Here is a 22197-nt window from a genome sequence, read left to right as displayed (position 1 = left end):
TCGATGATCTCTCCCGTCACAGGATCGATCATCACCCCTGTCATCTCGGTCGTGGACTCTGACACGGCCGTCTCCTTTCGGATCAGGCCGGACCCTCACACACCGTTTTTCTTACAGTCCCGGCGGTTTCGACGGTGTATTCTCCGGGCCCGATTCGGGTCACTCTGATGCCGTGATTATTGCAAGGGCGTCAGGGATGAGGCTTTCAACTGTTGAACTCAGTAAATCGTCAATCTCGGCGGCGTCTGTCGCTGCTACATGGAGGATGGTGTGAATCGCGTGAACCATTGCTCTTCCTCAAAGTGAAATGCGCGTAGGGCGGGTGCTGCCTATAGCTCCTTCAACAGGGGCCGGCGGGGCTATTAGTTCTGCATGAACACCCGTGCATGCAGTAAAGGGCGGGAGAAGGAGCTTCTCGCTGCTTCTTCATATCCCGCAGGTTGCACTGGGGAGCCAGCGGACTGACTTCGTCCTGGGTCGTCCGCTGGCTCTCACCTTATTGGCTAACCAACGCCCTAGCTGTGGTTGGTGTGGAATTGTTCGACGTTCTGGTTGGAAGCCTCTGTTGCTTCGTTATTGGCGGGGCCTGCGATGATCGAGTCCACTTCAACTTTTTCATTGGAGCCCCATGTTTCGCGCGTGGTCAGTACGCCGAGCAGCCCGATGACACCCACGAGGACGTACAGGGAGGCGCCGCCGGCCCATCCGAAGTTTGCTGCCAGGAGTACTGCGAGGAAGGGGGCAAGCCCTGAGATTGAGGCTGCTACCTGATAGCCGATGGAGGCGCCGGAGGTCCGTGTGTTGGTCCGGAAGAGTTCTGCGAACCAGGCTCCTTGCGTTCCAGTGAAGGTGGCGTGGATAAGGCCGATGCCTATGACGAAGGCGAGCACTATGAGAACGGGGTTGCCGGTGTTGCTAAGCATGAACATCGGGAAGCCGAAGATGATCACGGCGATTGCGCCGCCCAGGTAGAGCTTGCGGCGGCCGATGTGGTCGGTCAGGCTGCCTGCGAGCAGGGTTACGGGGATCGCGATGAGGCTGGCGACCACGATGCCCGTGAGGCCTACGGCGCGGTCAGCTGGGTTGTTTTGGGTGATGTAGGAAAGCAGGAACGTTGCGGTGACGTAGTAGGCGCAGCTCTCGACGATGCGCAGTGAGATCACGCGCAGGATGTTGCGCCAGTCGTTCTTGAATACTGTTGCCAAGGGATTCTTCACGATCGCGCCGTGGTGCTTGGCGTTGACGAATTCCGGGGATTCTTCGAGTTTCATCCGTACGACGAGCCCGACGACGATGAGGACGGCACTTGCCAGGAAGGGCAGCCGCCACGCCCAGTCGGTTTGCAGGGATGCGGAGAGCAGGAAGGCTGCATTGGCCAACGTGATGCCGAGCGGATTTCCGGCTTGAGGGATCGCGGCGAAGCGCCCCCTCTTCTTCCAAGGCGCGTGCTCGAACGTCATCATGACTGCTCCGCCCCACTCGGCGCCGAAGGCCAGCCCCTGGATCATTCGAATGATGATGAGCAGGATGGGAGCGAGAACGCCGACTTGGTCGTAGGTGGGAAGGCAGCCAATGAGCACGGTGGCGATGCCCATAGTCAGGAGCGCTCCTACGAGCACGGGTTTGCGTCCGTGCTTGTCACCGAGGTAGCCGCCGATGGCGCCGCCCAGGGGTCGCATGAAGAAGCCCACTGCGAGAGTGGCGAAGGCGAGCAGTGTCCCGACGACGGGGTCGGTGTTGGGGAAGAAAACCTTGCCGAAGTACAGTGCGGCAGCGGTGCCGTACGCGACGAAGTCGTAGTTCTCGACGCAGGTGCCGGCGGCGGACGCGATGGCCGTCTTGAATTTACCTGGGGACCCATGCGCGGCTTGCTGGGAGCGGTCGGAAAGTTGTGCCGTCATCGTGATATCTCCTTTGATATTTCCATTGTGTCTTTTGGGTTTGGGGTGTGCATGGTTAGATTTCGTGCGCCAGCTTCCTGGCTCCCAGGAGTTCGAGTTCCCGGAGTTTCGCTACCCGCCGTTTGGTGTCTTCGTCGTCGTCGAACTTCGCGACGAGGAACGCCTCGAGGACTTCCTTGGCTGTGGCGCGGCCGATGAGCCAGGCCCCCATGGCGATGACGTTCGCGTCGTCGTGCTCCACGGACTGATGCGCTGAGTAGACGTCGTGTCCCAACGCGCAACGTATGCCCGGGATCTTGTTGGCTGCCATGACTGCCCCCACGCCGGTTCCGCAAACCAGGACGGCTTTGTCGGCTTCGCCGGTCAGGACAAGGTCGCAGGTGGCGCGTGTGATGTCAGGAAAGTCGACGGGCGACTCGTCGGGTGCGCCGCGGTCAATGACGTCGTGGCCGAGGCCTTCCAGGACTGAGCGAACAAAGTCCTTCAGTGGGAAGCCAGCGTGGTCATTTCCGAGAGCGATTTTCATGTGACTCCTAAGGGTGGGAAAGAAAAGGGGCTGCGGATTGGGTGTCGTGGTCTTGCAGGGTTGGTAGTTCATGGCGCCAAGGAATGGATTCCACGGCCCCGGGACGGGTCACGGCGATGGACGCCGCGCGGCCGGCAATGGCCATCGCGGCAGGGAGTTCGCGATCAGCAGCCAGCGATGCGGCGAGATAACCGACGAACGTGTCGCCCGCGGCGGTCGTGTCCGCGACGGATACTTCAGGTGCCGATATATGGACAGGCCTACGGCCAAGGAAAGTGACGGCGCCTTGCGCTCCCGCTGTGCACAGCACTGCCGGGCCCAGAACGGACGGGAGGGTCTCCGTCAGCTCGGTGAGGTCGCCCGATGCATCGGCCAGACGGGCGAGGTCCTGGATCTCCTGCTCATTGACTACGAGCAGGTCAATGTCATCGAACAGCCCTTCAATCTCCAGTGGAGAGGGGGCAGCGTTGAGAATGACAAAGGCGCCGCAAAGCTTGGCTGCACGCGCGGCGTGCCGAACGATGTCCCGGGGAATTTCCAGTTGGAGAACCAGCACATCATTGGGGGTCAAAGTCGCCAGCCCCGCGTCTATATCGGCGAACGACAGTGCCGCGTTCGCACCGGGGCTGAGGATGATCTGGTTTTCACCCTGGTCATCTACGGCGATGACTGCAGTGCCAGTGGAAGCGGAATCTGTCAGCTTCACGTGGCTGCTGTCGATGTTGGACTCGGCCAGCACCTGCAGGATGGCCACCCCGTGGGCATCCTGACCAACACGTCCCACCAGCCTTACGGCGGCCCCCGCCCGGGAGGCCGCCACGGCCTGGTTGGCTCCCTTGCCGCCCGGGCTGAACGTTGCGTCCGATCCTCGGATTGTTTCACCGGCCCGCGGAAAGGACGGGACCCGGATGGTCTGGTCGATGTTCAGGCTTCCGACCACGAAGACCGTGTTCATAGCTTTGCTCCTTGCTGGCTTCAGGCGATTTACGACCAACAGCCTTGGAGGATGGTCGTTGCTGATGGAAAGGTTTCCATGGAAAGGTTTCCATGAGTATGCAGACACGTATTCTGAATGTCAACGGTGCCGTCTTGCCTGCAACCTTTTTGACGCGGCCAACCCCCTCTCGGCTCCTTGCCTTGGTTACCGCGCTCCCATTAGGGTTGAAACGTTTCCACAGGAGGTGAGCCAAGTAGCTACCATCAAAGACGTCGCAGAGCGCGCAGGTGTTGCCTTGGGCACGGCTTCGCGCGTGTTGAGCGGCAGTAGCCAGACTTCGCAGGATTCCCGCACGCGGGTCCTGGCAGCAGCTGCTGAACTCAAGTACATAGCTAATGGGCCGGCCAGGTCCTTGCGTCGCTCGAAGACGGACGTCATCGGCCTTCTTGTGTCCGACATTCGCAATCCGTTTTTCTCTGAGCTTGCCCACGCCGCTGAGCAGGAGGCGCGGAAGCGTGGCTACACAGTGCTTCTCGCGAATGCCAATGAAGATGCTGCCCAAGCCGACGAGTACCTTCGAATCTTTGCCGCTCAACGCATTGACGGGCTTCTCTTGGCCCCGCAGGGAGGTCGGTCCGGGCAGCTGGATGTCCTCTTAGCCTCGGGTCTTCCGGTTGTTCTGCTCAACAGAGAAATGGAGGGGGTGGACGCGCCGCTTTTTGCCACAGACAATGCCGGAGGCGTTGCTAGCGTCTTGAATTGGCTCCAAGCCAGGGGGCATCGTGACGTGGCATTCGTTGGTGGGCCGCAGGGGTTCTCGACCGGTTCCGAACGAAGGGCCGCGTATCTGGCTGGCCGTGAGGCGCATGGCATCAGCTTGGATGACCGATTGCTTGATGCCGGCGACTTCCTTGCTGATGGTTCTGAGGCGGCCATGTATCGAATTCTGGATCGGGGTGTCCGCCCGACAGCAGTTTTCGGTACGAACGGACCCACAACACTTGGCGCGATGCGGGCGCTGAGGCGGAGGCTCGGGCCAGAACAGGCATCACATATTGACATCGTCTCTTTTGACGATCTCGATTGGTTCGAGTTTGCCGTTCCCGCCGTCAGCGGGGTCCGCAACGATGCTGCCGCCATCGGGCGGCTAGGGGTCCAGGGACTTCTGGACCTGCTGGCCGGGCGTACCGTTGCTTCCCAGCGAGTAGCTACTTCGTTCGTTGACAGGGCAGGACCCCTCAAGGGGCCGTTCGAACCCGGACAAGCGCGATCCAGCACGCTACCCGCGCGCTAACACCAAACCGGCAACCCGAAGCACTCCTCAGCGCCTTTCCCGTAATTCGACGGTTTCAGAAGTAACTCAGGAACTTGCAGTGGTCGAGGCCTAAGAGCCAGCTCTGACACTCGAGAGCACACCCAGGGCGCACTACTTGTACTATAAGTTGCTAACTTGTATCCTAGGTGGGCGGGCGATGTTGCCCCTACTTCCAAGGAGAACCTATGAGTACCGTCGACCTCATCCGGCACGTCAAACTGTCCACCGCCCGCCTTCCGCTGGCCGTCCCGATCAGCGACGCCAAGGTGTTCACGGGCCGCCAGAAGCCGATGACGGAGGTCGTCTTCCTCTTCGCCGAGATCACCACTGAGCAGGGGCACACCGGCCTCGGCTTCAGCTACTCCAAGCGCGCAGGCGGCCCCGCCCAGTACGCGCACGCCAAGGAAGTTGCCGAAGGCATCATCGGCGAGGACCCCAACGACATCGGCAAGCTCTACACCAAGCTGCTCTGGGCCGGTGCCTCCGTGGGACGCTCCGGCGTCGCCACCCAGGCCCTTGCCGCCATCGACATCGCCCTGTACGACCTCAAGGCCAAGCGGGCCGGCCTCCCCCTGGCCAAGCTCCTGGGCTCCTACCGCGACTCCGTCCAGACCTACAACACCTCCGGCGGCTTCCTGAACGCCACCCTGGACGAGGTGAAGGCCCGCGCCACGCAGTCCGTCCAAGAGGGCATCGGCGGCATCAAAATCAAGGTCGGCCTTCCGGACAGCAAGGAAGACCTGCGCCGCGTGGCCGGCATCCGCGAGCACATCGGCTGGGATGTGCCGCTCATGGTGGACGCCAACCAGCAGTGGGACCGCGCCACGGCACTGCGGATGGGCCGTCAGCTCGAGGAATTCAACCTCATCTGGATCGAAGAGCCGCTGGACGCCTACGACTTCGAGGGCCACGCCCACCTCGCCCAGGTCCTGGACACCCCCATCGCCACCGGCGAAATGCTGGCCTCCGTGGCCGAGCACAAGGGCCTCATGGCCGCCAACGGCTGCGACATCATCCAGCCCGACGCCCCGCGCGTTGGCGGCATCACCCAGTTCCTCCGCCTGGCAGCCCTCGCCGACGAACGCGGCCTGGGCCTGGCCCCGCACTTCGCGATGGAAATCCACCTGCACCTGGCCGCCGCCTACCCCCGCGAACCGTGGGTGGAGCACTTCGACTGGCTGGACCCGCTGTTCAACGAGCGCCTCGAAACCAAGGACGGGCGCATGATCGTTCCGGACCGCCCGGGCCTAGGCGTCAGCCTCAGTGACCAGGCCCGCGCGTGGACCACCGAAACGGCGGAATTCGGCGCGTAACCTTGAATCCATGAGCCGGAACCTGACCGCGGACCTCGCCGCCGACCTTCGCACCCGCATTGTCGACGGCGTCATCCAGCCCGGTGAGAAGCTTCCGAGCGAAAACACCCTCATCGGCGAGTTCGGCGTCAGCCGGACGGTGGTCCGGTCCGCGCTCACCCGGCTCCAGGCCGAGGGACTCGTGGAAACCGAACGCGGGCGGGGCAGCTTTGCGCTGACCCCGCCCACTGGAAGTCCGACGTCGGGCCAGCCCACCAGGGCTGTGGTCACCGCCGAGGACAGGCTGCACCTGCTGGAATTCCGGATCGGCGTCGAAACCGAAGCGGCAGCGCTTGCCGCCGGGAACCGGACAGAGCGGCAACTGAACGCCATGCGGCAGGCGCTGGCGGAATTCACGGACAGCGGCGAGCACCCCGCACACGCGATGAAGGCGGACTTTGAGTTCCATAAAAGCATCGCCGCAGCTTCCGGAAACCCGTTTTACACGGACTGCCTAACCTCGCTGGGCCAGACGATGATCGCGATGCCGCGCACCCGGCTGATGACCGGCGTCGAGCATTATGCCCGGGACCACTTCGAACAGGTGGTGCACGAACACGGCTCCATCTTTGCCGCCATCGCGGACAGCGACAGCGCCGCGGCGTCCGCAGCGATGCGCAACCACTTGGCCAACTCGCGACGCAGGCTCCGGGCCGGACGCGAATAAGCGCCCGGCAGTGGTTCCCTGCGGGTATCACGCCATGCAATATGCGTGTTGGACGGGCATGAATCACAGTGTTTACAGTTAATACGTGCTGTGGCGAGGACCACAACGGCCTCCCCGTAGTCCCCACAGCGTGATCTTGCTGCTCTATCAAAGAGGATTCCCCCATGCAGTCTGTAGACACCGCTGTCACGGATCTGGCTTCGGCCACGAAGAAGTTTTTCCGGCGCGTGCTGCCCGTCATGCTGGTCATGCTCGTGTGCAACCAGCTGAACCGGTCCAACATCGGCTACGCCCAGGACCATCTGCAGGCTGACGTCGGCATCGGTGCCGCAGCCTACGGCTTCGGCGCCGGGCTGTTCTTCATCGCCTACGCCATTTTCGAGCTTCCGAGCAACGTCATGATGGAAAAATACGGCGCCAAGATCTGGCTGACCCGGATCATGGTCAGCTGGGGCATCGTGTCCTTCCTGATGGCCTTCGTTCAGAACGAGATGATGTTCTACGTTCTGCGGTTCCTGCTGGGTGCTGCCGAAGCCGGATTCTTCCCCGCCGTCATCTTCTACTTCGCCCGCTGGGTGCCCGCCGGCCAGCGTGGCAAGGCGACCGCTGTCTTCATTGCCGGATCCTCGGTGGCTGCTGCCCTGTCCGGCCCCATCGCGGGCCTGCTCCTGAGCCTGCACGACGTCCTCGGCCTGCGCGGATGGCAGTGGCTGTTCGGGTTCGAAGGCGTGCTCTCCGTCGTCGTCGGCATCACCGTGTTCTTCTTCCTCGACGCAAAGATCCAGGACGCCAAGTGGCTCACGGCCGGCGAGAAGTCGGCTCTGACCGCAACAATCGACCAGGAAGACGCGCAGCACACCAAGGCCGGCGACGGCAAGGTCAACCGCTGGAAGATGCTCCTGAACCCGCAGATTCTCCTGCTGTGCGGCATCTACTTCTCGGTGCAGCTCTCCATCTACGCGAACACGTTCTGGCTGCCGACCATCGTTAAGCAGATCCCCGGCACCACCGACCTGAGCGTCGGCTTCCTCTCTTCCATCCCCTGGGTGTGCGCCGTCTTCGCCATGTACTTCGCGGCCAAATGGCAGGACAAGGCAAAGTCCAAGCGCCCGCTGCTGGTCGCGGCACTCCTCGTGGCCGCCGTCGGCACCCTCGCGGCGGCCGTCGCCACTCCGGTCCTTGCCCTGGTATTCCTGGCCATCGCGGCCATGGGGTTCAAGAGTGCATCACCGCTGTTCTGGACCATCCCGCAGTCGGCACTGCACCCTCTGGTCCTGGCTCCAGCGATCGCCATCATCAACTCCCTGGGCAACCTCGGCGGCTTCGTGGCACCGTTCGGCTTCGGCATCATCAAGGAGCAGACCGGAAGCGTGGTGCCCGGCCTGTTCGCCCTGGCCGCAGCGTCGACGGTCGCTGCCATCCTGGTGTACTTCCTCAAGGAGCGGAAGCCGGCATCGGGCGTGGCAGAGAAGGCCTCCGCGCCAGCCGCACCGCGGATGGAACCATCAACGGCGAAGTAGTCTGACGATGCTGCGGGGCTCTGGTGTTGACCGGCCCGCCGTCGTACGCTCGAAGCAACCGTGCGGCTGGGGGAATCGGCACGGCCAACTTTCTCGTCACCGGTCCCCTGACTGGCGGTTTCCGGGATAAGCCCGCCACAACCCGCGGGTCAGCCGGCACAGGGAACGGGGATCCACTCATGCACCGAAGCATCGCGCCAATCTCCCTCGCCGCGGCAGCGGCCATCTTCCTCGCGGGCTGCAGCGGGCCGGCACCCTCAGGCACGGCGGCGCCGTCGGGCAGCACATCCGCTCCGGGCGACGCGGCGCCCTCCAGCGCCTCACCCGAAGCAAGTACGACGGCGGATCCCTCCTCCGCGTCCGCCGCACCGACGTCAGCGGCGAAGACCTACACCAACGAGGACCTCACCGCGATCGTTACAGAGCTCAAGGACGCGCAGGGACAGGCCCTGACCGTGGTTCCCGCCGCCCAGGTGGACCAGGGGCTCATCGTCGCCCGGGAACTGCTCAAGAACGCCGTCATCACGCCGAAGGCCTGTGGGGTGCTGGCGGACAACAACACCCAGGTTCCCGAAGGCAGCACCTACGCCGCGGGTGCAAGCCTGGCGGCAGAAGCCAAAACTGCAACGATCGTGACGGTATTCGCGGTCAAGGATCCCGCCCTCATGACAACCCAGTTCGACAAGAGCGCGGCAGCGGTCCGCGGCTGCTCAACTTATACGTTCGAATTGAAGGGGCAGAAAATCACGAGTGCAATGAAGCCGGTCGACGTCGCGGTGGAAGCTGACAAGTCGGTAAGCGCCCTGCAAACCCAAACCCTTCCGACGGGCCAGAAGCAAGCAGTGCTCACCGTTACGGGAGTTAAGGGCACGCTGGCAGCCACCGTGGTGAAAACCGGAGCCGCCGGGGCCGTCACCGCAAGTGCGGCGCCGGAACTCGCCAAGCTCGTCAACGCCGCGCTGGCCGCCGGCTGACGCTCTGGCCCCACGAGCCCGGCTGATCGCACATAGTCGTTGAAACAAGAAAGAACCCCGGGAAATCATCGATTTCCCGGGGTTCTGATGCGTGCGCGAGGGGGGATTTGAACCCCCACGCCCTTTCGGACACTGGCACCTGAAGCCAGCGCGTCTGCCGTTCCGCCACTCGCGCGCAACTTCTTCCACTTGGCCCTACCGGAATCCGGTTTGCGACCTTGTAAAAGCAGCGAGATCAAGCATAACGGACACTCGCCGCAAATTCCTAATCGAGGCATCGCAGGCACTTTGCCGCGTGATTTTCCCCGCCGCGGCCACAGATGCCAAGATCCCCAAAGACACGGCAGGGCGCAGTTTCCGGGCTGTGATCGCGCCCACATTCACTGGGGGAACGTGAACGAATCGGGTTTCCGGCGCGTTGTGGATTAAGGTCTTTCGCAGACGTGGCAAGTAGTATCGGATACATAGGGGCCCGCTTCCGGCGGGCACGGTGATTCGTTGTGACTGCGTTGCCAGAATGACTTCCACGGGACGTGCTGTCCCTCAGCAGCAAGGAAAGGAGAAGACCATGGGTTTGCTTGACAAGGTCGAACGCGGCATTGAAAAGGCCGTCCGCGGCGTCTTCTCCACCGGCTCCAAAGCCCAGGTTGAGCCCGTGGAAATCGCGAGCCGCCTCCGCCGCGAAGTGGACCACAAGGCCATCACCATCGCTGCCGGCCGCACCCTGGTGCCCAACGTTTTCGATGTCCTCCTGAGTGACGAGGATTTCCAGCGCGCCCAGGAATGGGGAACGCCGCTGGCCGAGGAACTCTGCGACGTCGTGATCAACCATGTCCGCAGCCAGGGGTACATCCTCCAGGGGCCGGTCCGCATTTCCTTCCGCCGGGACGAATCCCACCGGGCCGGCGACTTCGAGATCACCTCAAAGACCGAAAAGTCCTCCGGTTCGGCGCCGGCCGCCCCACGGTCAAACGTGCCCGCAGCGCCGAGCCGCCAACCAGTCCGGCTGCAGCCTGTCCTGGACATCGACGGACAGCGGTATTCACTCAATGCGCCCTCAGTCGTCCTTGGCCGTTCATCAGAGGCTGACATCCTGGTGGACGACACCGGAGTCTCCCGCCGGCATCTGGAAATCCAGACCCACGGCGGAACCACCACCGCCGTCGATCTGGGCTCTACCAACGGCAGCTACGTCAACGGACACAAAGTGGCCGGCAGCATGGAGCTCACCGACGGCTCCACCATCACGATGGGACGGACCAAAATCATCTTCCGCCTCCTGCCCGCCAACAATGGCGGCCGCCCATGAGCGAACTGACCATCACGGCCCTGCGCTTCGGCTTCCTGCTTCTTCTCTGGGTCCTCATCTTCAGCATCGTCTCCGCCATGCGGCGCGACCTCATGATCGGCCGCAAGGCCGCCACCGGGGCCCCCACGGCACGGCAGGTGCGGAAGAATCCCGAACTCGCCGAACCGGCCCCCGCGCCGGCCAAGCAGCAGGCCCGCCAACTGGTGGTCACCGAAGGCCCGCTCAAGGGCCGAACGGTCCCCCTCGCCGCCAGCCCAATCCTGCTGGGGCGCGCGCAGGAGGCCACGCTGGTACTCGAAGATGACTACGCTTCCGGCAGGCACGCCCGGCTCTTTCCACAGGGAAGCCGCTGGTTCATCGAGGACCTCGGCTCCACCAACGGCACCTATCTGGCCGACCAGCAGCTCACCAGGGCCCTGCCCGTGGACCTTGGTGTACCCGTGAGAATCGGCAAGACGGTCATTGAATTGAGGCCGTAGCCATGGCCGCTCCGGACATGCCCGCGGGCGAGGTACCAGCCTCGCCTCGGCCCCTCATCCTGCGCTATGCGGCGCGCTCCGACGTTGGCCGCATCCGCGCCAAGAACGACGACTCCGCCTACGTGGGCCGGCACCTTGCCGTCGTGGCGGACGGCATGGGCGGCCACGCCGGCGGCGATGTTGCTTCCGCCGCCACCGTCCTGGACATGATCCACCTGGACACCGACGAATACGACGACGACGCCGGCACCGTGCTGGCCGACGAAATCCAGACCGCCAACTCCCTGCTCTCGGAACTCGTCCACATTAATCCCAAGCTGGCCGGTATGGGCACCACCGTGACCGCCCTGCTGCTGGCCGGGGGCAAGCTGCATTTCGCCCACATTGGCGATTCCCGCGCCTACCGCCTGCGCGACGGCGAGTTCGAACAGATCAGCATTGACCACACGTTCGTTCAGCGCCTCATCGACGAGGGCCGGCTGCGCCCCGAAGAAGCGGAAACCCATCCGCACAAGAACGTCCTGATGCGCGTCCTCGGTGACGTCGATGCCAGCCCCGAACTGGACCTCGCCACGATCGATGTGCGGCCCGGAGAGCGCTGGCTGCTCTGCTCCGACGGTCTGAACTACGTCGCTGGCCACGTAGTGGAACGCACCGTGCGGGAAACGCCCGATCTCCGCGAATGCGTCGAGACACTCGTTGACCTCACCCTGCAGGCAGGCGCGCCGGACAACGTCACCGTTGTCATGGTGGAAATCGTGGAGGAAACGCCCGACGACGTCAGTACCGCCGCCGTCGACATCGTGCCTGACGCCGGACAGACGGAGGCGATCACCGGGACAAAGGCTGCGGCTCCGGCTGAATCTTCCGATGCCGCCAAGCCCGCCACCGGGGCACCGGGTGCTGCGCCGGGCGCCGTGCCAACAGCTTCGGGGCCAACAGCTTCGGGGCCGGCTGATTCAATGCCCGGCTCCACGCCCCCACCCGCCCCGCCGGCCGCAGCACCCGCGTCTGCCGGCTCCCTGCCTGACCTGGCATCCGGGCCGGAGGCGGCAGGAGAGGATGCCGGCAAGCCGTCTAAGGAACCGACGACCAGCACCGATCCCCATCTGGGCGAACATCTTTCCGCGGAGGTGCTGCGCGAGGAGCTTTCCTCCCGGCCGCACATCCTCGTCGGTGCAGCCGTCGCTGCAGCCGAGACCGGCTCCATCCCCACCATTGCCGGCCGGACCGTCGCGCGCCGCGCGGCCACAGTGCTGACCCACAAGTCGGACCAGGCCCGCGAGGAAGCAGAGGAGTTCACGACGGCGGGGCGTCCCCGCCGCTGGCTCACCCTGGGCATCGCCGGCGCCGCGCTCCTGGTTCTCGCCGTCGGTCTCTGGCTCGGTTATGCCTGGACCCAGACGCGCTACTACATTGGCGAGTTCGACCAGCGGGTGGCCATCTTCAACGGGGTATCCCAGCGCCTCGGGCCCATACAGCTCTCCACCCTGGAAGCGGTCACCGACATCAAGATGGACACGCTGCCCCAGTTCTCGCAGCAGCGGGTCCGCCAGACGGTCCCCGCGCGGGATCTCTACGATGCCCAGCGGATCGTCAAGAACCTCGAGCGCACGGGAAGCACCGCGCCTTCGGATGAGTGCCTGACACCATCGCCCACGGCAACGGCTTCGGCCACGCAGAAGGCGACAGCCACGGCCAAGGCCACTGCCACCCCGAAGCCAACGGCCACGGCCTCCCCGAAGGCGACCTCAACCGCCAAACCGACGGCTTCACCGACCGCAACAGCCGGAGCCTCGGCCGTACCCACCCCAACCGCAACCTGTGAGGGGGGCCAATGAGCCACGCCGACACCATGCCCAAACCCCGGCGCAACGTGGAACTGCTGTTGCTCGTGCTCGCCCTGTCGGTCAGCATCGGCGCCAACGCACTGATCAGCATTGATGAGCAGACGTCACTGGACACCGACTTCTGGTTCCAGTCCAGCCTGCTCGCCGCGGCATCCCTCGTGTTCCACATGGTCCTGCGGCTCCGGGCCAAATATGCCGATCCGGTAATACTTCCCCTGGTGGTTGCCCTCAACGGCCTCGGCCTGGCGATGATCCACCGCCTCGATGCCCCGGGCGACGACACCGGCAACAACCAGCTGCGCTGGACGGTCATCGCCATGGCCGTGGCCATCGCCGTGATCTGGTTCCTCAAGGACCACCGCGTCCTGCGGCGCTTCACTTACATTTCCCTGGCCGTCAGCGCCCTGCTCCTGATCCTGCCGCTGGTCCCCGGAATCTCCGCCGGCGAAATCCTCGGCGCCCGGGTCTGGATCCGGCTCGGTCCAATGACGTTCCAGCCGGGTGAGGTCGCCAAGATTACCCTCGCCATATTCTTTGCCGGGTATCTGTCCTCGAACCGCGACCTCATCATGCTGGCCGGACGCAAGATCGGCCCCATGCAGTTTCCGCGCTTCAAGGACATGGGACCCATGATCACCGCCTGGCTCGTGAGCATCGGCGTGTTGATCTTCCAGCGCGACCTCGGATCGTCCGTGCTGTTCTTCGGTCTGTTCATCGTGATGATCTACGTGGCCACCAGCCGCATCAGCTGGGTGGTCATCGGCCTCACCCTGATCCTCGGCGGCGGCTTCGTCGCGTCCAAGGTCTTCTCGCACGTTGCCCTGCGCATCGACAGCTGGCTCAATGCCTTCACCGAGGAAGTGTTCGGGCGCTCCCCCGGCGGCAGCGGCCAGATCGTGGAAGGCCTGTTCGGCATGGCCAGCGGCGGACTCGTGGGCACCGGCCTCGGACAGGGCCGGCCCAACCTGGTCCCGTTCGCCAACAGCGACATGATCATCGCCTCCTTCGGCGAGGAACTGGGCCTGATCGGCCTCTTCGCCATCGTCATGATGTACCTGCTGCTGTTCACCCGCGGTTTCCGCGCGGCGCTCGGCACCCGCGACGCCTTCGGAAAACTCCTGGCCTGCGGCCTGTCCTTCGCGGTGGCGCTGCAGTGCTTCGTGGTGATCGGCGGCGTCACGCGGCTGATCCCGCTGACCGGCCTCACCACGCCGTTCCTGGCGGCGGGTGGCTCCTCCTTGCTGGCCAACTGGATCATCGTGGGCCTGCTGCTGATGATCTCGCACACGGCCCGCGGCCCGGTGGACACCTCACCGATGCAGCCCGGCCGGACACCGGAGGCCCAGAAGCCGGCGCCCGCCGCAGGAAGCCGGCAGGACCGGAACGCCACCCAGACTCTCCCAGACGCTCCCACCGAGGCGGTGAAACACCTGTGAACCAGGCCATTCGACATTCATGGATCGCCGCGATCGCCATGTTCGCCCTGATTTTCGGTGCGATCAGCTACGTCCAGGTGGTAGGCGCGGACGAGCTCAAGGCCAACCCGTGGAACAGGCGGGCCATCCTGCAGAACTACTGCAATGACCGCGGTGCGATCCTCGTGGGCGGCTCCGCCATCGCCGAATCCGTGCCGGGCAATGAATCCTGCAAGTTCCAGCGCAAGTACAACCAGCCCGAGCTCTATGCCGGGCTGACCGGATACTTCTCCCGGAGCTACGGGGTCACCGGCCTCGAAGGCGCCATGGATGCCCAGCTGGCCGGAAGTTCGGACCAGTTGTTCTTCGACCGGATCGGGCAGCTCTTCCTGGGCAACCAGCCCAAGGGTGCCTCTGTTGAGCTGACCATTGACCCCAAGATCCAGAAGCTGGCGTACGACCTCATCCCGGACGGCCAGCGCGGCTCGATCGTGGTGACCGATCCCAAGACGGGCAACATCCTGGCCATGGTCAGCAAGCCGTCCTATGATCCCAACCTCATCGCCACCCAGGACGTCGCCAAGGAACAGGCTGCCTACAACGACGCCATCAAGATCCCAGGCGTCAACCTGAACCCCTCTGTCAGCGGCCCCACGGGCGCCCTGCTGGCACCGGGTTCGGTGTTCAAGCTGGTGGACACGGCAGCGGCACTGAACTCCGGCAAGTACAACGCCGACAGCGTGCTGCCCAACCCGGCCCAGATGAGCTTCCCGGGCATCCAGTACCAGCTGCCCAACTACGCCGGCGGCAACTGCTACACACGGAACACGGCCAGCTTCGCGTTCGCGCTGCAGCAGTCCTGCAACACGCCCTTCGCCAGTATTGCCCGCGACCTCGGGGAAAATGCGATCGCCCAGCAGGCCAGCAAGTTCGGCTTCGGCCAGGAGCTCGGCGACCAGCTCAAGCTGGACTACGCCAAGAGCGTCTTCCCGTCGGACCTCGACGCGGCCGGACTGGCACAGTCCGCCATCGGCCAGCGCGACGTCCGTGCGACGCCGCTCCAGATCGCACTGATGACCTCGGCCATTGCCAACAGCGGAGTACAGATGGCTCCGAACCTCATCAAGGCAGTCCGTTCCCCGGACCTGAGGGTCATCGACGAACCGAAGCCGGTGGCTTTGCGGACCTCGACGACGCCGGAGATCGCCGGACAGATCACCGAGTGGATGACCAGCGTGGTCAGCGAGGGCATCGCCTCGGGGGCCGGCGTTCCCGGTGTCCAGGTTGCCGGCAAGACCGGCACCGCCGAGCTCGGGGACGGCCTGAACAACTCTTGGTTTACGGGGTTCGCCCCGGCTAACGATCCGCAAGTGTCCGTCACCGTTGTTATGCAGGGCGTGGACATCACCACCGGAGCACAGCTAACCAGTCCGAACGCAAAGAAGATTTTTGAGGCGGTGTTGAATAAGTGAGGCCTACATCGGGAATCACCCTCGGCGGCAGATTCCAGTTGACCACGCGTATTGCGATCGGCGGCATGGGTGAAGTCTGGAAGGCCAAGGACCAAATCCTGGGCCGGATTGTGGCCATCAAGGTACTCAAAGAGGAGTACACGGGCGACCCCGGTTTCCTCCAGCGGTTCCGCGCTGAAGCCCGCCACACCGCTCTCCTCAACCACGTGGGCATCGCCAACGTCTTCGACTATGGCGAGGAGGAAGGCTCCGCCTACCTGGTCATGGAGCTGGTCCCCGGCCAGCCGCTGAGCAGCATCATCGAGCACGAGCAGGTTCTCTCACCGGACCGCACGCTGTCCATCATGGCGCAAACGGCGCGCGCACTGTCCGTGGCCCACGCCCAGGGACTGGTACACCGCGACATCAAGCCCGGAAACCTGCTGATCATGCCGGACGGGCGGGTCAAGGTCACCGACTTCGGCATCGCCCGCCTGGCGGACCAGGTGCCGCTGACCCAGACCGGGCAGGTCATGGGCACGGCCCAATACCTGGCCCCTGAACAGGCCACCGGCCAGACCGCCACCGGCGCCTCGGACATCTACTCGCTCGGCGTGATCGGCTACGAGTGCCTCACCGGACACCGGCCGTTCTCCGGCGAATCGCAGATCGCAATTGCCCTGGCCCAGGTCAACGACGCGCCGCCGCCCCTGCCGGAGTCGCTGCCCAAGCCGGTCCGTGCTCTCCTGATGTCCATGCTGGCCAAGGATCCGAAGAACCGTCCGGCCAACGCCATCAAGCTGTCCGAGGCAGCAGAGGCGATCCGCAACGGTGACATCTCCGCAGCCCACGCCGCCGTCCCGGGCATGCTCCTGTACGAAGGCGGCACCGGCGCCATGACGGCCCCGGTGAATATCGCCACCGCACCAACCGGCGTAATCGGCTCTGAGAAGAGTTCGACGACGGCAACCTCCGCTCTGCCTGTGCTTGGCGCAGCGGCTGCGGGTGCTGCTGCCGGCGGGGCCGCGGCTGCAGCCGCCGGAGACCAGGATGCCGCCCCCACGCGGGCGGGGAGCGCACTGTCGCGTGCCGATGCCCTGGCCGCCGAGCGCAGCTGGGACCAGGAAGAGGACCAGTACGTGGAGCCGTACGACGGCGAACCCGCCGATGAGCCCGAGCGGCGGAAACGCAGCCCGTGGACGTGGCCGCTGATCGCCCTGATCCTGCTGGTGCTGTTCGCCGTCGCCGGTATCCTCCTGAGCCAGGCGGGTTTCCTGTTCCCGGGCCAGAGCCCTGCCGCCACCACGTCGAGCACACCCAGCCGCAGCGTGAGCACCAGTTCCACGCCCACGCCGACCCAGACCTCGCAGACACCGACGCCGACCCCCACACCGACGCCCACGCAGTCGACCCCCGAGGCCATCAACGTGATTCCGGAGGCGTACCTCGGCAAGCAGTTCAGCGAGGTCCGCACCGAACTGATCGCCCTCGGCCTCAAGGTTGACGGCAAGGAAGTGTCCAACCCTGCCACTCCCGGCACGGTGACGGACCTCAACCCGTCGGGTCCGCTGCAGGCCGGCGACACCGTCACGGTCACGTACTCCAAGGGCCCGGAACAGATCAAGGTCCCGGACATCAGCACGGGCAGCAGTGAGGCCGAGGTCCAGTCAGCCATCGAGAAGGCAGGGCTGCGCTGGCAAAAGGGCGCCGACGAGGCCGGCGAACCCGGCCAGGACGCCGGAACGTTTGTCCGTTCCGAGCCCGACAGCGGCCGGGAAGTCGACGCCGGGTCGGTCGTGACCTACCACCTGTCCCAGGCGCTGATCCCCACCCCGTCAGCCACGCCAACTCCAAGCGGCTCGCCGACTGGAAGGTAAGCCGTGACCACGCCACGAACTCCGTCACACCGGGAAGACAGCATCCCGGTGACAAGTCAGCGCGTCCTCAGCGGACGCTATGAACTTGGCGAAGTCATCGGCCGCGGGGGCATGGCCGATGTGCACCGCGGCCTTGACAGCCGCCTGGGCCGGACGGTCGCGATCAAGCTGCTCCGCCCCGATTTGGCCCGGGACCCCCAGTTACAGGCCAGGTTCAAGCGCGAGGCCCAGGCCGTCGCGGCCTTGAACCATCCGTCAATCGTGGCCATTTACGACACGGGCGAGCACACCGTGCCGGGCGACGGGCACGACCAGGTCCGCGTTCCCTACATCGTCATGGAGTTCGTGGCCGGCAAGACCCTCCGCGACCTGATCAGGGCCAGTGACATCACCATTGACCAGGCGGTGGACTACACGCTGGGTGTCCTCTCTGCATTGGAATACAGCCACAAGGCCGGAATCGTGCACCGCGACATCAAGCCGGCGAACGTGATGTACTGCGAGAACTCGGACATGGTCAAGGTCATGGACTTCGGCATTGCCCGCGCGGTTGCCGATTCGTCCGCGACGATGACCCAGACCCAGGCCGTGGTGGGCACCGCCCAGTACCTCTCGCCGGAGCAGGCCCGCGGCGAGGCCGTTGATGCCCGCAGCGACCTGTACTCGGCAGGTTGCCTGCTGTACGAAACGCTGACCGGCCGTCCGCCGTTCGTGGGTGAGAGCCCCGTATCCGTGGCGTACCAGCATGTCCGCGAGAAGCCCGAACCACCCAGCACTTTCAATCCGGATATCTCCGAGGCGCTGGACAGCGTGCTGGAAAAGGCGCTGCAGAAGAACCGTGCGGACCGTTTCCAGGACGCTGCGGCTTTCCGCCGCGCGCTGCGGGCTGCGAAGAACGGGATCGCTGTTCCGGCGTTGTCGCCCAGCGAAGCGCCGACGGACCCGAATGACATTCCTGAGCCGCACCGCACGCCGGCCACGGAAGCGTTCTCCATGACCGGAGCCAGCTTCCTCGACGACGCTCCCGCTGGCCGGCTGCGCCGCACCCGGAACACTGACGATGATGAATCCGTGCTGCCGGCCGAGGCCGCCGCCGTCTACCAGACGGCCGAGCACGATGAACTTCCGCTGGGGCTTCCCCGCGAACGGGAGCGGTCGGGCTTACAGAAGTCCCGCCGTCGGGCCTGGATCACGACGTTCGTGATCTTTACCCTCCTGGTGCTGGCCGGTGGCGGCCTGTGGTTCTACAACTTCCTCAACCAGCCGCCTGCCGAACCGGCACGCGTCGCCATTCCCTCGGTGGAGAAGCTTTCCGAAACTGAGGCGCTGCAGACGCTCTACGACGCCAAGCTGCGGCCACAGATCAAGCGGGTGCAGCACGACTCGATCGCCAAGGGCACCGCCATTGGCACCGCGCCACCGGCGGGATCGTCGCTGGAACCGAACTCGGAGGTGGTCCTGAACATCTCGGCGGGCCCCAGTGCCGTGAAAATCCCGGAGACGCTGCCGGGACGGACGGAGGCGGCAGCCCGCGACATCCTGCGGCAGGCGGGACTGGTGGGCGCGCCGTCCACCACCATGGCCAACAGCGCCACTGTTCCGGCCGGCCTGGTGATCACCACCAAGCCCGCCCCGGGCCAGCAGGTGGCGGTAGGCAGCACCGTCGAGATCCTGGTGTCCACGGGCAAGGTGGCCATGCCGGAGCTTCGTGGCATGACCCGTGCCGAGGCCGAGGCGGCGCTCAAGGCACTCGGTCTGCTAGCCGTCATCCGTGAGGTCGAGAACTCCCAGGTCCAGCCCGGCAAGGTGACCGGCCAGAGCGATCCGCTGAATTCACTGGTGGAACAGGGCAAGGCCATCATCGTGACAGTGGCCACTGCGCCGGCTCCGGCTCCGGAGCCCACACCCACCCCGACGCCGACGCCGAGCCCCACCAAGGGCAAGTAGAGCCCGTCGACCGAACGAGGCTAGTGCTGGATGAGCGGGCTGAGCTTGGCGGCCCGCTCGGCCGCACCCTTCATGCCCAGCGACTCGAGCCAGTTGCCCAGCATCTGGTAGCCGCCCTCGGTCAGCACCGATTCGGGGTGGAACTGGACGCCGCACAGCGGCGCTGTGCGGTGCTGCAGCCCCATGACGACGCCGCTGGCGGTTTCCGCCGTCACCTCGAGGACCTCCGGAATCGTGTCGCGGACAGCCGCCAGGGAATGGTAGCGAGTGGCCGTCACGGGGGAGGGCAGGCCGGCAAAAACGCTGGTCCCGTCATGCTGGACAAGGGAGGTCTTGCCGTGCATGAGCTCCGGGGCGTGGGTCACCGTTCCGCCGTACGCCTCAGCCAGGGCCTGGTGCCCGAGGCAGACGCCGAACATCGGCTTGGTCTTCTCGCCGCACCAACGGATCAGTTCGATGCAGACTCCCGCTTCGGACGGCGAGCCCGGGCCGGGCGAGATGAGTACGCCGTCGCGCGTTTCCGCCATTTCGATCGCTTCGGCGAGGGTGACGTCATCGTTGCGGACCACTGTTGTCTCGGCGCCCAGCTCCTGGAGGTAGCCCACCAGGGTGTAGACGAAGCTGTCGTAGTTGTCCACGACGAGAATCTTTGCTGTGCTCATGGGTTTTTTGGCGCACCAATCGTTGAGTCGGTGAATTGGGTGAACTGGGACATCCAGGGGAAAAGGAACTCGACCATCAGGAACAGGGCACCGGCAACCAGCACCAGCGACGTGAGGACCCGAAGCCAGAGCGGGCCGGGGAGATGACGGAATATCCAGCCGTACATGCCTAGCCTTCCCCTCGTGCGCGGGCCACCTGGGCTGCGATCTCGGCCGGGGGCCCCGCCGAGGCCGGCTGCCAGTGGTCCAGCACCGAGTACGCGATGATCCGTTCCTCGGAGCCGAAGCGTGGATTGCAGCTGGTCATGGTGAGAAGTCTTTCGGTGGGGCGCACTCCGGGCTGGTTGGGCACCGGCAGGAGGACATCGGCTTCGGTCGGCAGAACGATCCGGTTGTTGCGGAAGACGTAGACGTAGTAGCCGTCCCGCGTCTGGACGTAGATCTTGTCCCCGGGGACCAGCGTGTGGATATTGTCCAGGACGGCCCCGTGCGTCTGCCGGTGGCCTGCCACGGCGAAGTTGCCCACGGCCCCGGGCATGGAGGTGTTGCCGTAGTGGCCGAGGCCCAAGGTGTCCAGGACGTCCGCGCTGGTGCCTTCGACGATGGGCCGGGTGTAGTTCTCGCCGAACCGGGGAATGTACATGATCCCGATGGTGCCGCCATGCCCGGGAGCCTCTCCCACAACTGGCGCTCCGTAGTCCTTGGGGCCGGCAGCGGCCGTGCCGCCTGTCGTAGTGGGCGCGGGCCCGGGTGTCACGGGTCCGCCCAATTCCCGGGCAAAGTCCTTGACCGCGGCGCTTTGCTTGGCATCGGACTCGACGTTGGTCCACCAGAGCTGCCAAGCGACAAACAAGAGCAGCACTATGCCGGCGGTGATGAGCAGCTCGCCGAGGATCTGGACGGCTTTCCGCAGGGTTACGACGCCGGTCGCCGGTTTGGCGGTGGCCGCCACCTTCTCCTGCACTACCACGCGATCTCCTCCAAGGCCGTTGCGGGGCACCGGTGCGGGCTGAACTACAGCTAGAATTGGCTGCTAGTAAGACTTCAGACCTGACCAAGAGTGTGCAGACCGCCGGCTATCCCCTCACAGCAGGATATCAAGCCCCGGTCCCTCTTCTTGATTCAGCCGCCAAGGAGGACATGTGCCCGAGTCAAAGCCACGTAAGAAGCCTGCCCGCCCGGCCGAGCCCGTTTCCACCGAGGCTTACAAGCCGAACCCCGTCTGGTTCAAGCCCGTCATGTTCGGCCTGATGATCATCGGCCTGCTCTGGATCATCACGTTCTACATCAGCGAGGGCCAGCTCCCTGTCCAGGCATGGGAGTCCTGGAACATCCTGGCCGGGTTTGGCATTGCGATCGTCGGCTTCCTGATGACCACGCGCTGGCGCTCCTGAGCCGACTCTCGTGAGTGCAGAAGGCATCATCATCGGCGAGGATGGCCTGGCCCGTCCGCTGTGGGCTTCCACGGATCCTCTTCTGCGCGAGTATTACGACACAGAGTGGGGCCTGCCCGTCAGGGACGAGCAGGGCCTTTACGAACGAATCAGCCTCGAGGCGTTCCAGGCGGGCCTGTCGTGGGCAACGATCCTGCGCAAACGCCCGGCCTTCCGCGCGGCCTTCGAGAACTTCCATCCCGAAACCGTGGCCACCTTTACCGAGGCCGACGTCGAGCGCCTCCTTCAGGATCCCGGCATCGTGCGCAACCGCCTCAAGATCCGTGCCGCGGTCACCAATGCCCGGGCCACCATCGCGTTGCGGGACGAGGGCGGCCTCGTTGACTTTGTCTGGAAGTTCCAGCCGACGTCCACCCCTGCCCCCGCCACTTACGCTGACGTGCCCACCACGTCCCCTGAGTCCATCGCCCTGTCCAAGGCATTGAGGAAGAAGGGCTTCGCCTTCGTGGGGCCGACCACCATGTTCGCCCTTATGGAAGCCATCGGCATGGTGGACACACATCTTGTGGACAGCCACCGCCGGGGAACCTCAGGCGTCTGGGCCTGACCGTGGCCGGGGAC

General features: G+C 64.8%; 20 protein-coding genes and 1 tRNA gene. 14 read left to right on the top strand and 7 right to left on the bottom strand.

Going from position 1 to position 22197, the window contains the following annotated elements; genetic code table 11:
- Positions 1–515: 515 nt before the first annotated feature.
- The 3 genes from AC57BR_RS02060 to AC57BR_RS02050 are packed head-to-tail and all read right to left on the bottom strand — an operon-like array spanning position 516 to position 3382.
- Positions 516–1901, bottom strand: a complete 1386-nt coding sequence (locus AC57BR_RS02060) for an MFS transporter (RefSeq protein WP_496358113.1) — start codon at positions 1899–1901, stop codon at positions 516–518.
- A gap of 55 nt (positions 1902–1956) precedes the next feature.
- Positions 1957–2427 (bottom strand): RpiB/LacA/LacB family sugar-phosphate isomerase, encoded by a 471-nt coding sequence (locus AC57BR_RS02055; RefSeq protein WP_496358112.1) that lies wholly within the window; start codon positions 2425–2427, stop codon positions 1957–1959.
- 7 nt (positions 2428–2434) lie between these two features.
- A complete protein-coding gene (locus AC57BR_RS02050) occupies positions 2435–3382 on the bottom strand; it encodes a ribokinase (protein ID WP_496358111.1) in 948 nt (315 codons plus the stop codon).
- A gap of 226 nt (positions 3383–3608) precedes the next feature.
- On the opposite strand from AC57BR_RS02050, the gene AC57BR_RS02045 reads away from it, so the two are divergent.
- From AC57BR_RS02045 to AC57BR_RS02025, 5 genes are all read left to right on the top strand, one after another.
- A complete protein-coding gene (locus tag AC57BR_RS02045; RefSeq protein ID WP_496358110.1) occupies positions 3609–4658 on the top strand; it encodes a LacI family DNA-binding transcriptional regulator in 1050 nt (349 codons plus the stop codon).
- Positions 4659–4864: 206 nt separating this feature from the next.
- Positions 4865–5992 carry an L-talarate/galactarate dehydratase gene (locus AC57BR_RS02040; protein WP_496358109.1) on the top strand — a complete coding sequence of 376 codons (1128 nt, stop codon included), beginning with the start codon at positions 4865–4867 and terminating at the stop codon, positions 5990–5992.
- 10 nt (positions 5993–6002) lie between these two features.
- On the top strand, positions 6003–6698 hold the full coding sequence (locus AC57BR_RS02035; protein ID WP_496358108.1) for a FadR/GntR family transcriptional regulator: 696 nt from the start codon (positions 6003–6005) through the stop codon (positions 6696–6698).
- Positions 6699–6862: 164 nt separating this feature from the next.
- A complete protein-coding gene (locus AC57BR_RS02030; protein ID WP_496358107.1) occupies positions 6863–8218 on the top strand; it encodes an MFS transporter in 1356 nt (451 codons plus the stop codon).
- A 179-nt stretch (positions 8219–8397) separates the two neighbouring features.
- Positions 8398–9192, top strand: a complete 795-nt coding sequence (locus AC57BR_RS02025; protein WP_496358106.1) for a hypothetical protein — start codon at positions 8398–8400, stop codon at positions 9190–9192.
- Positions 9193–9284: 92 nt separating this feature from the next.
- Here AC57BR_RS02025 and AC57BR_RS02020 read toward each other — a convergent pair.
- A tRNA-Leu gene (locus tag AC57BR_RS02020) sits at positions 9285–9367 on the bottom strand.
- Between the two features lie 393 nt (positions 9368–9760).
- On the opposite strand from AC57BR_RS02020, the gene AC57BR_RS02015 reads away from it, so the two are divergent.
- From AC57BR_RS02015 to pknB, 7 genes are read left to right on the top strand one after another with little or no spacing between them, the layout of a single operon-like run.
- The gene (locus tag AC57BR_RS02015; RefSeq protein ID WP_496358105.1) at positions 9761–10501 is read left to right on the top strand and encodes an FHA domain-containing protein; all 741 of its coding nucleotides are present in this window, start codon (positions 9761–9763) and stop codon (positions 10499–10501) included.
- Positions 10498–10980, top strand: a complete 483-nt coding sequence (locus AC57BR_RS02010) for an FHA domain-containing protein FhaB/FipA (RefSeq protein WP_003800263.1) — start codon at positions 10498–10500, stop codon at positions 10978–10980. Before AC57BR_RS02015 ends, AC57BR_RS02010 begins: the two co-directional genes overlap by 4 nt.
- Positions 10981–10982: 2 nt before the next feature.
- On the top strand, positions 10983–12821 hold the full coding sequence (locus AC57BR_RS02005) for a PP2C family protein-serine/threonine phosphatase (RefSeq protein WP_496358103.1): 1839 nt from the start codon (positions 10983–10985) through the stop codon (positions 12819–12821).
- The gene (locus AC57BR_RS02000; RefSeq protein WP_496358102.1) at positions 12818–14266 is read left to right on the top strand and encodes an FtsW/RodA/SpoVE family cell cycle protein; all 1449 of its coding nucleotides are present in this window, start codon (positions 12818–12820) and stop codon (positions 14264–14266) included. Before AC57BR_RS02005 ends, AC57BR_RS02000 begins: the two co-directional genes overlap by 4 nt.
- Complete coding sequence (locus AC57BR_RS01995; protein WP_496358101.1) at positions 14263–15717, top strand: peptidoglycan D,D-transpeptidase FtsI family protein; 1455 nt, start codon at positions 14263–14265, stop codon at positions 15715–15717. Before AC57BR_RS02000 ends, AC57BR_RS01995 begins: the two co-directional genes overlap by 4 nt.
- Positions 15714–17573: a protein kinase domain-containing protein gene (locus AC57BR_RS01990; protein ID WP_496358100.1), complete on the top strand. Its 1860-nt coding sequence runs from the start codon at positions 15714–15716 to the stop codon at positions 17571–17573. The genes AC57BR_RS01995 and AC57BR_RS01990 overlap by 4 nt, the downstream gene beginning before the upstream one ends.
- 3 nt (positions 17574–17576) lie before the next feature.
- Complete coding sequence (gene pknB, locus AC57BR_RS01985) at positions 17577–19520, top strand: Stk1 family PASTA domain-containing Ser/Thr kinase (RefSeq protein ID WP_496358099.1); 1944 nt, start codon at positions 17577–17579, stop codon at positions 19518–19520.
- A 20-nt stretch (positions 19521–19540) separates the two neighbouring features.
- Here the strand turns inward: pknB and AC57BR_RS01980 are convergent, their stop codons facing one another.
- From AC57BR_RS01980 to AC57BR_RS01970, 3 genes are read right to left on the bottom strand one after another with little or no spacing between them, the layout of a single operon-like run.
- Positions 19541–20182 (bottom strand): aminodeoxychorismate/anthranilate synthase component II, encoded by a 642-nt coding sequence (locus AC57BR_RS01980; protein ID WP_496358098.1) that lies wholly within the window; start codon positions 20180–20182, stop codon positions 19541–19543.
- The gene (locus tag AC57BR_RS01975) at positions 20179–20349 is read right to left on the bottom strand and encodes a hypothetical protein (protein WP_043418205.1); all 171 of its coding nucleotides are present in this window, start codon (positions 20347–20349) and stop codon (positions 20179–20181) included. The genes AC57BR_RS01980 and AC57BR_RS01975 overlap by 4 nt, the downstream gene beginning before the upstream one ends.
- Before the next feature lie 2 nt (positions 20350–20351).
- The gene (locus AC57BR_RS01970) at positions 20352–21152 is read right to left on the bottom strand and encodes a class E sortase (protein WP_496358097.1); all 801 of its coding nucleotides are present in this window, start codon (positions 21150–21152) and stop codon (positions 20352–20354) included.
- Positions 21153–21324: 172 nt separating this feature from the next.
- Here AC57BR_RS01970 and AC57BR_RS01965 point away from each other — a divergent pair, with 172 nt between their 5' ends.
- Positions 21325–21576 (top strand): cell division protein CrgA, encoded by a 252-nt coding sequence (locus AC57BR_RS01965; protein WP_306920135.1) that lies wholly within the window; start codon positions 21325–21327, stop codon positions 21574–21576.
- Between the two features lie 10 nt (positions 21577–21586).
- Positions 21587–22183: a DNA-3-methyladenine glycosylase I gene (locus tag AC57BR_RS01960; RefSeq protein WP_496358096.1), complete on the top strand. Its 597-nt coding sequence runs from the start codon at positions 21587–21589 to the stop codon at positions 22181–22183.
- Positions 22184–22197 lie beyond the last annotated feature (14 nt).

The organism is Arthrobacter sp. BGA-UO-ETr-C19 (assembly GCF_059568005.1).
This window is presented reverse-complemented; position numbering and strand designations above follow the sequence as displayed.

Bases quoted from the DNA above. Each gene is read 5' to 3' on its own strand.
- AC57BR_RS02060 (WP_496358113.1), bottom strand. From the start codon at position 1,901: ATGACGGCACAACTTTCCGACCGCTCCCAGCAAGCCGCGCATGGGTCC.
- AC57BR_RS02055 (WP_496358112.1), bottom strand. From the start codon at position 2,427: ATGAAAATCGCTCTCGGAAATGACCACGCTGGCTTCCCACTGAAGGAC.
- AC57BR_RS02050 (WP_496358111.1), bottom strand. From the start codon at position 3,382: ATGAACACGGTCTTCGTGGTCGGAAGCCTGAACATCGACCAGACCATC.
- AC57BR_RS02040 (WP_496358109.1), top strand. From the start codon at position 4,865: ATGAGTACCGTCGACCTCATCCGGCACGTCAAACTGTCCACCGCCCGC.
- AC57BR_RS02035 (WP_496358108.1), top strand. From the start codon at position 6,003: ATGAGCCGGAACCTGACCGCGGACCTCGCCGCCGACCTTCGCACCCGC.
- AC57BR_RS02030 (WP_496358107.1), top strand. From the start codon at position 6,863: ATGCAGTCTGTAGACACCGCTGTCACGGATCTGGCTTCGGCCACGAAG.
- AC57BR_RS02025 (WP_496358106.1), top strand. From the start codon at position 8,398: ATGCACCGAAGCATCGCGCCAATCTCCCTCGCCGCGGCAGCGGCCATC.
- AC57BR_RS02015 (WP_496358105.1), top strand. From the start codon at position 9,761: ATGGGTTTGCTTGACAAGGTCGAACGCGGCATTGAAAAGGCCGTCCGC.
- AC57BR_RS02010 (WP_003800263.1), top strand. From the start codon at position 10,498: ATGAGCGAACTGACCATCACGGCCCTGCGCTTCGGCTTCCTGCTTCTT.
- AC57BR_RS02005 (WP_496358103.1), top strand. From the start codon at position 10,983: ATGGCCGCTCCGGACATGCCCGCGGGCGAGGTACCAGCCTCGCCTCGG.
- AC57BR_RS02000 (WP_496358102.1), top strand. From the start codon at position 12,818: ATGAGCCACGCCGACACCATGCCCAAACCCCGGCGCAACGTGGAACTG.
- AC57BR_RS01980 (WP_496358098.1), bottom strand. From the start codon at position 20,182: ATGAGCACAGCAAAGATTCTCGTCGTGGACAACTACGACAGCTTCGTC.
- AC57BR_RS01975 (WP_043418205.1), bottom strand. From the start codon at position 20,349: ATGTACGGCTGGATATTCCGTCATCTCCCCGGCCCGCTCTGGCTTCGG.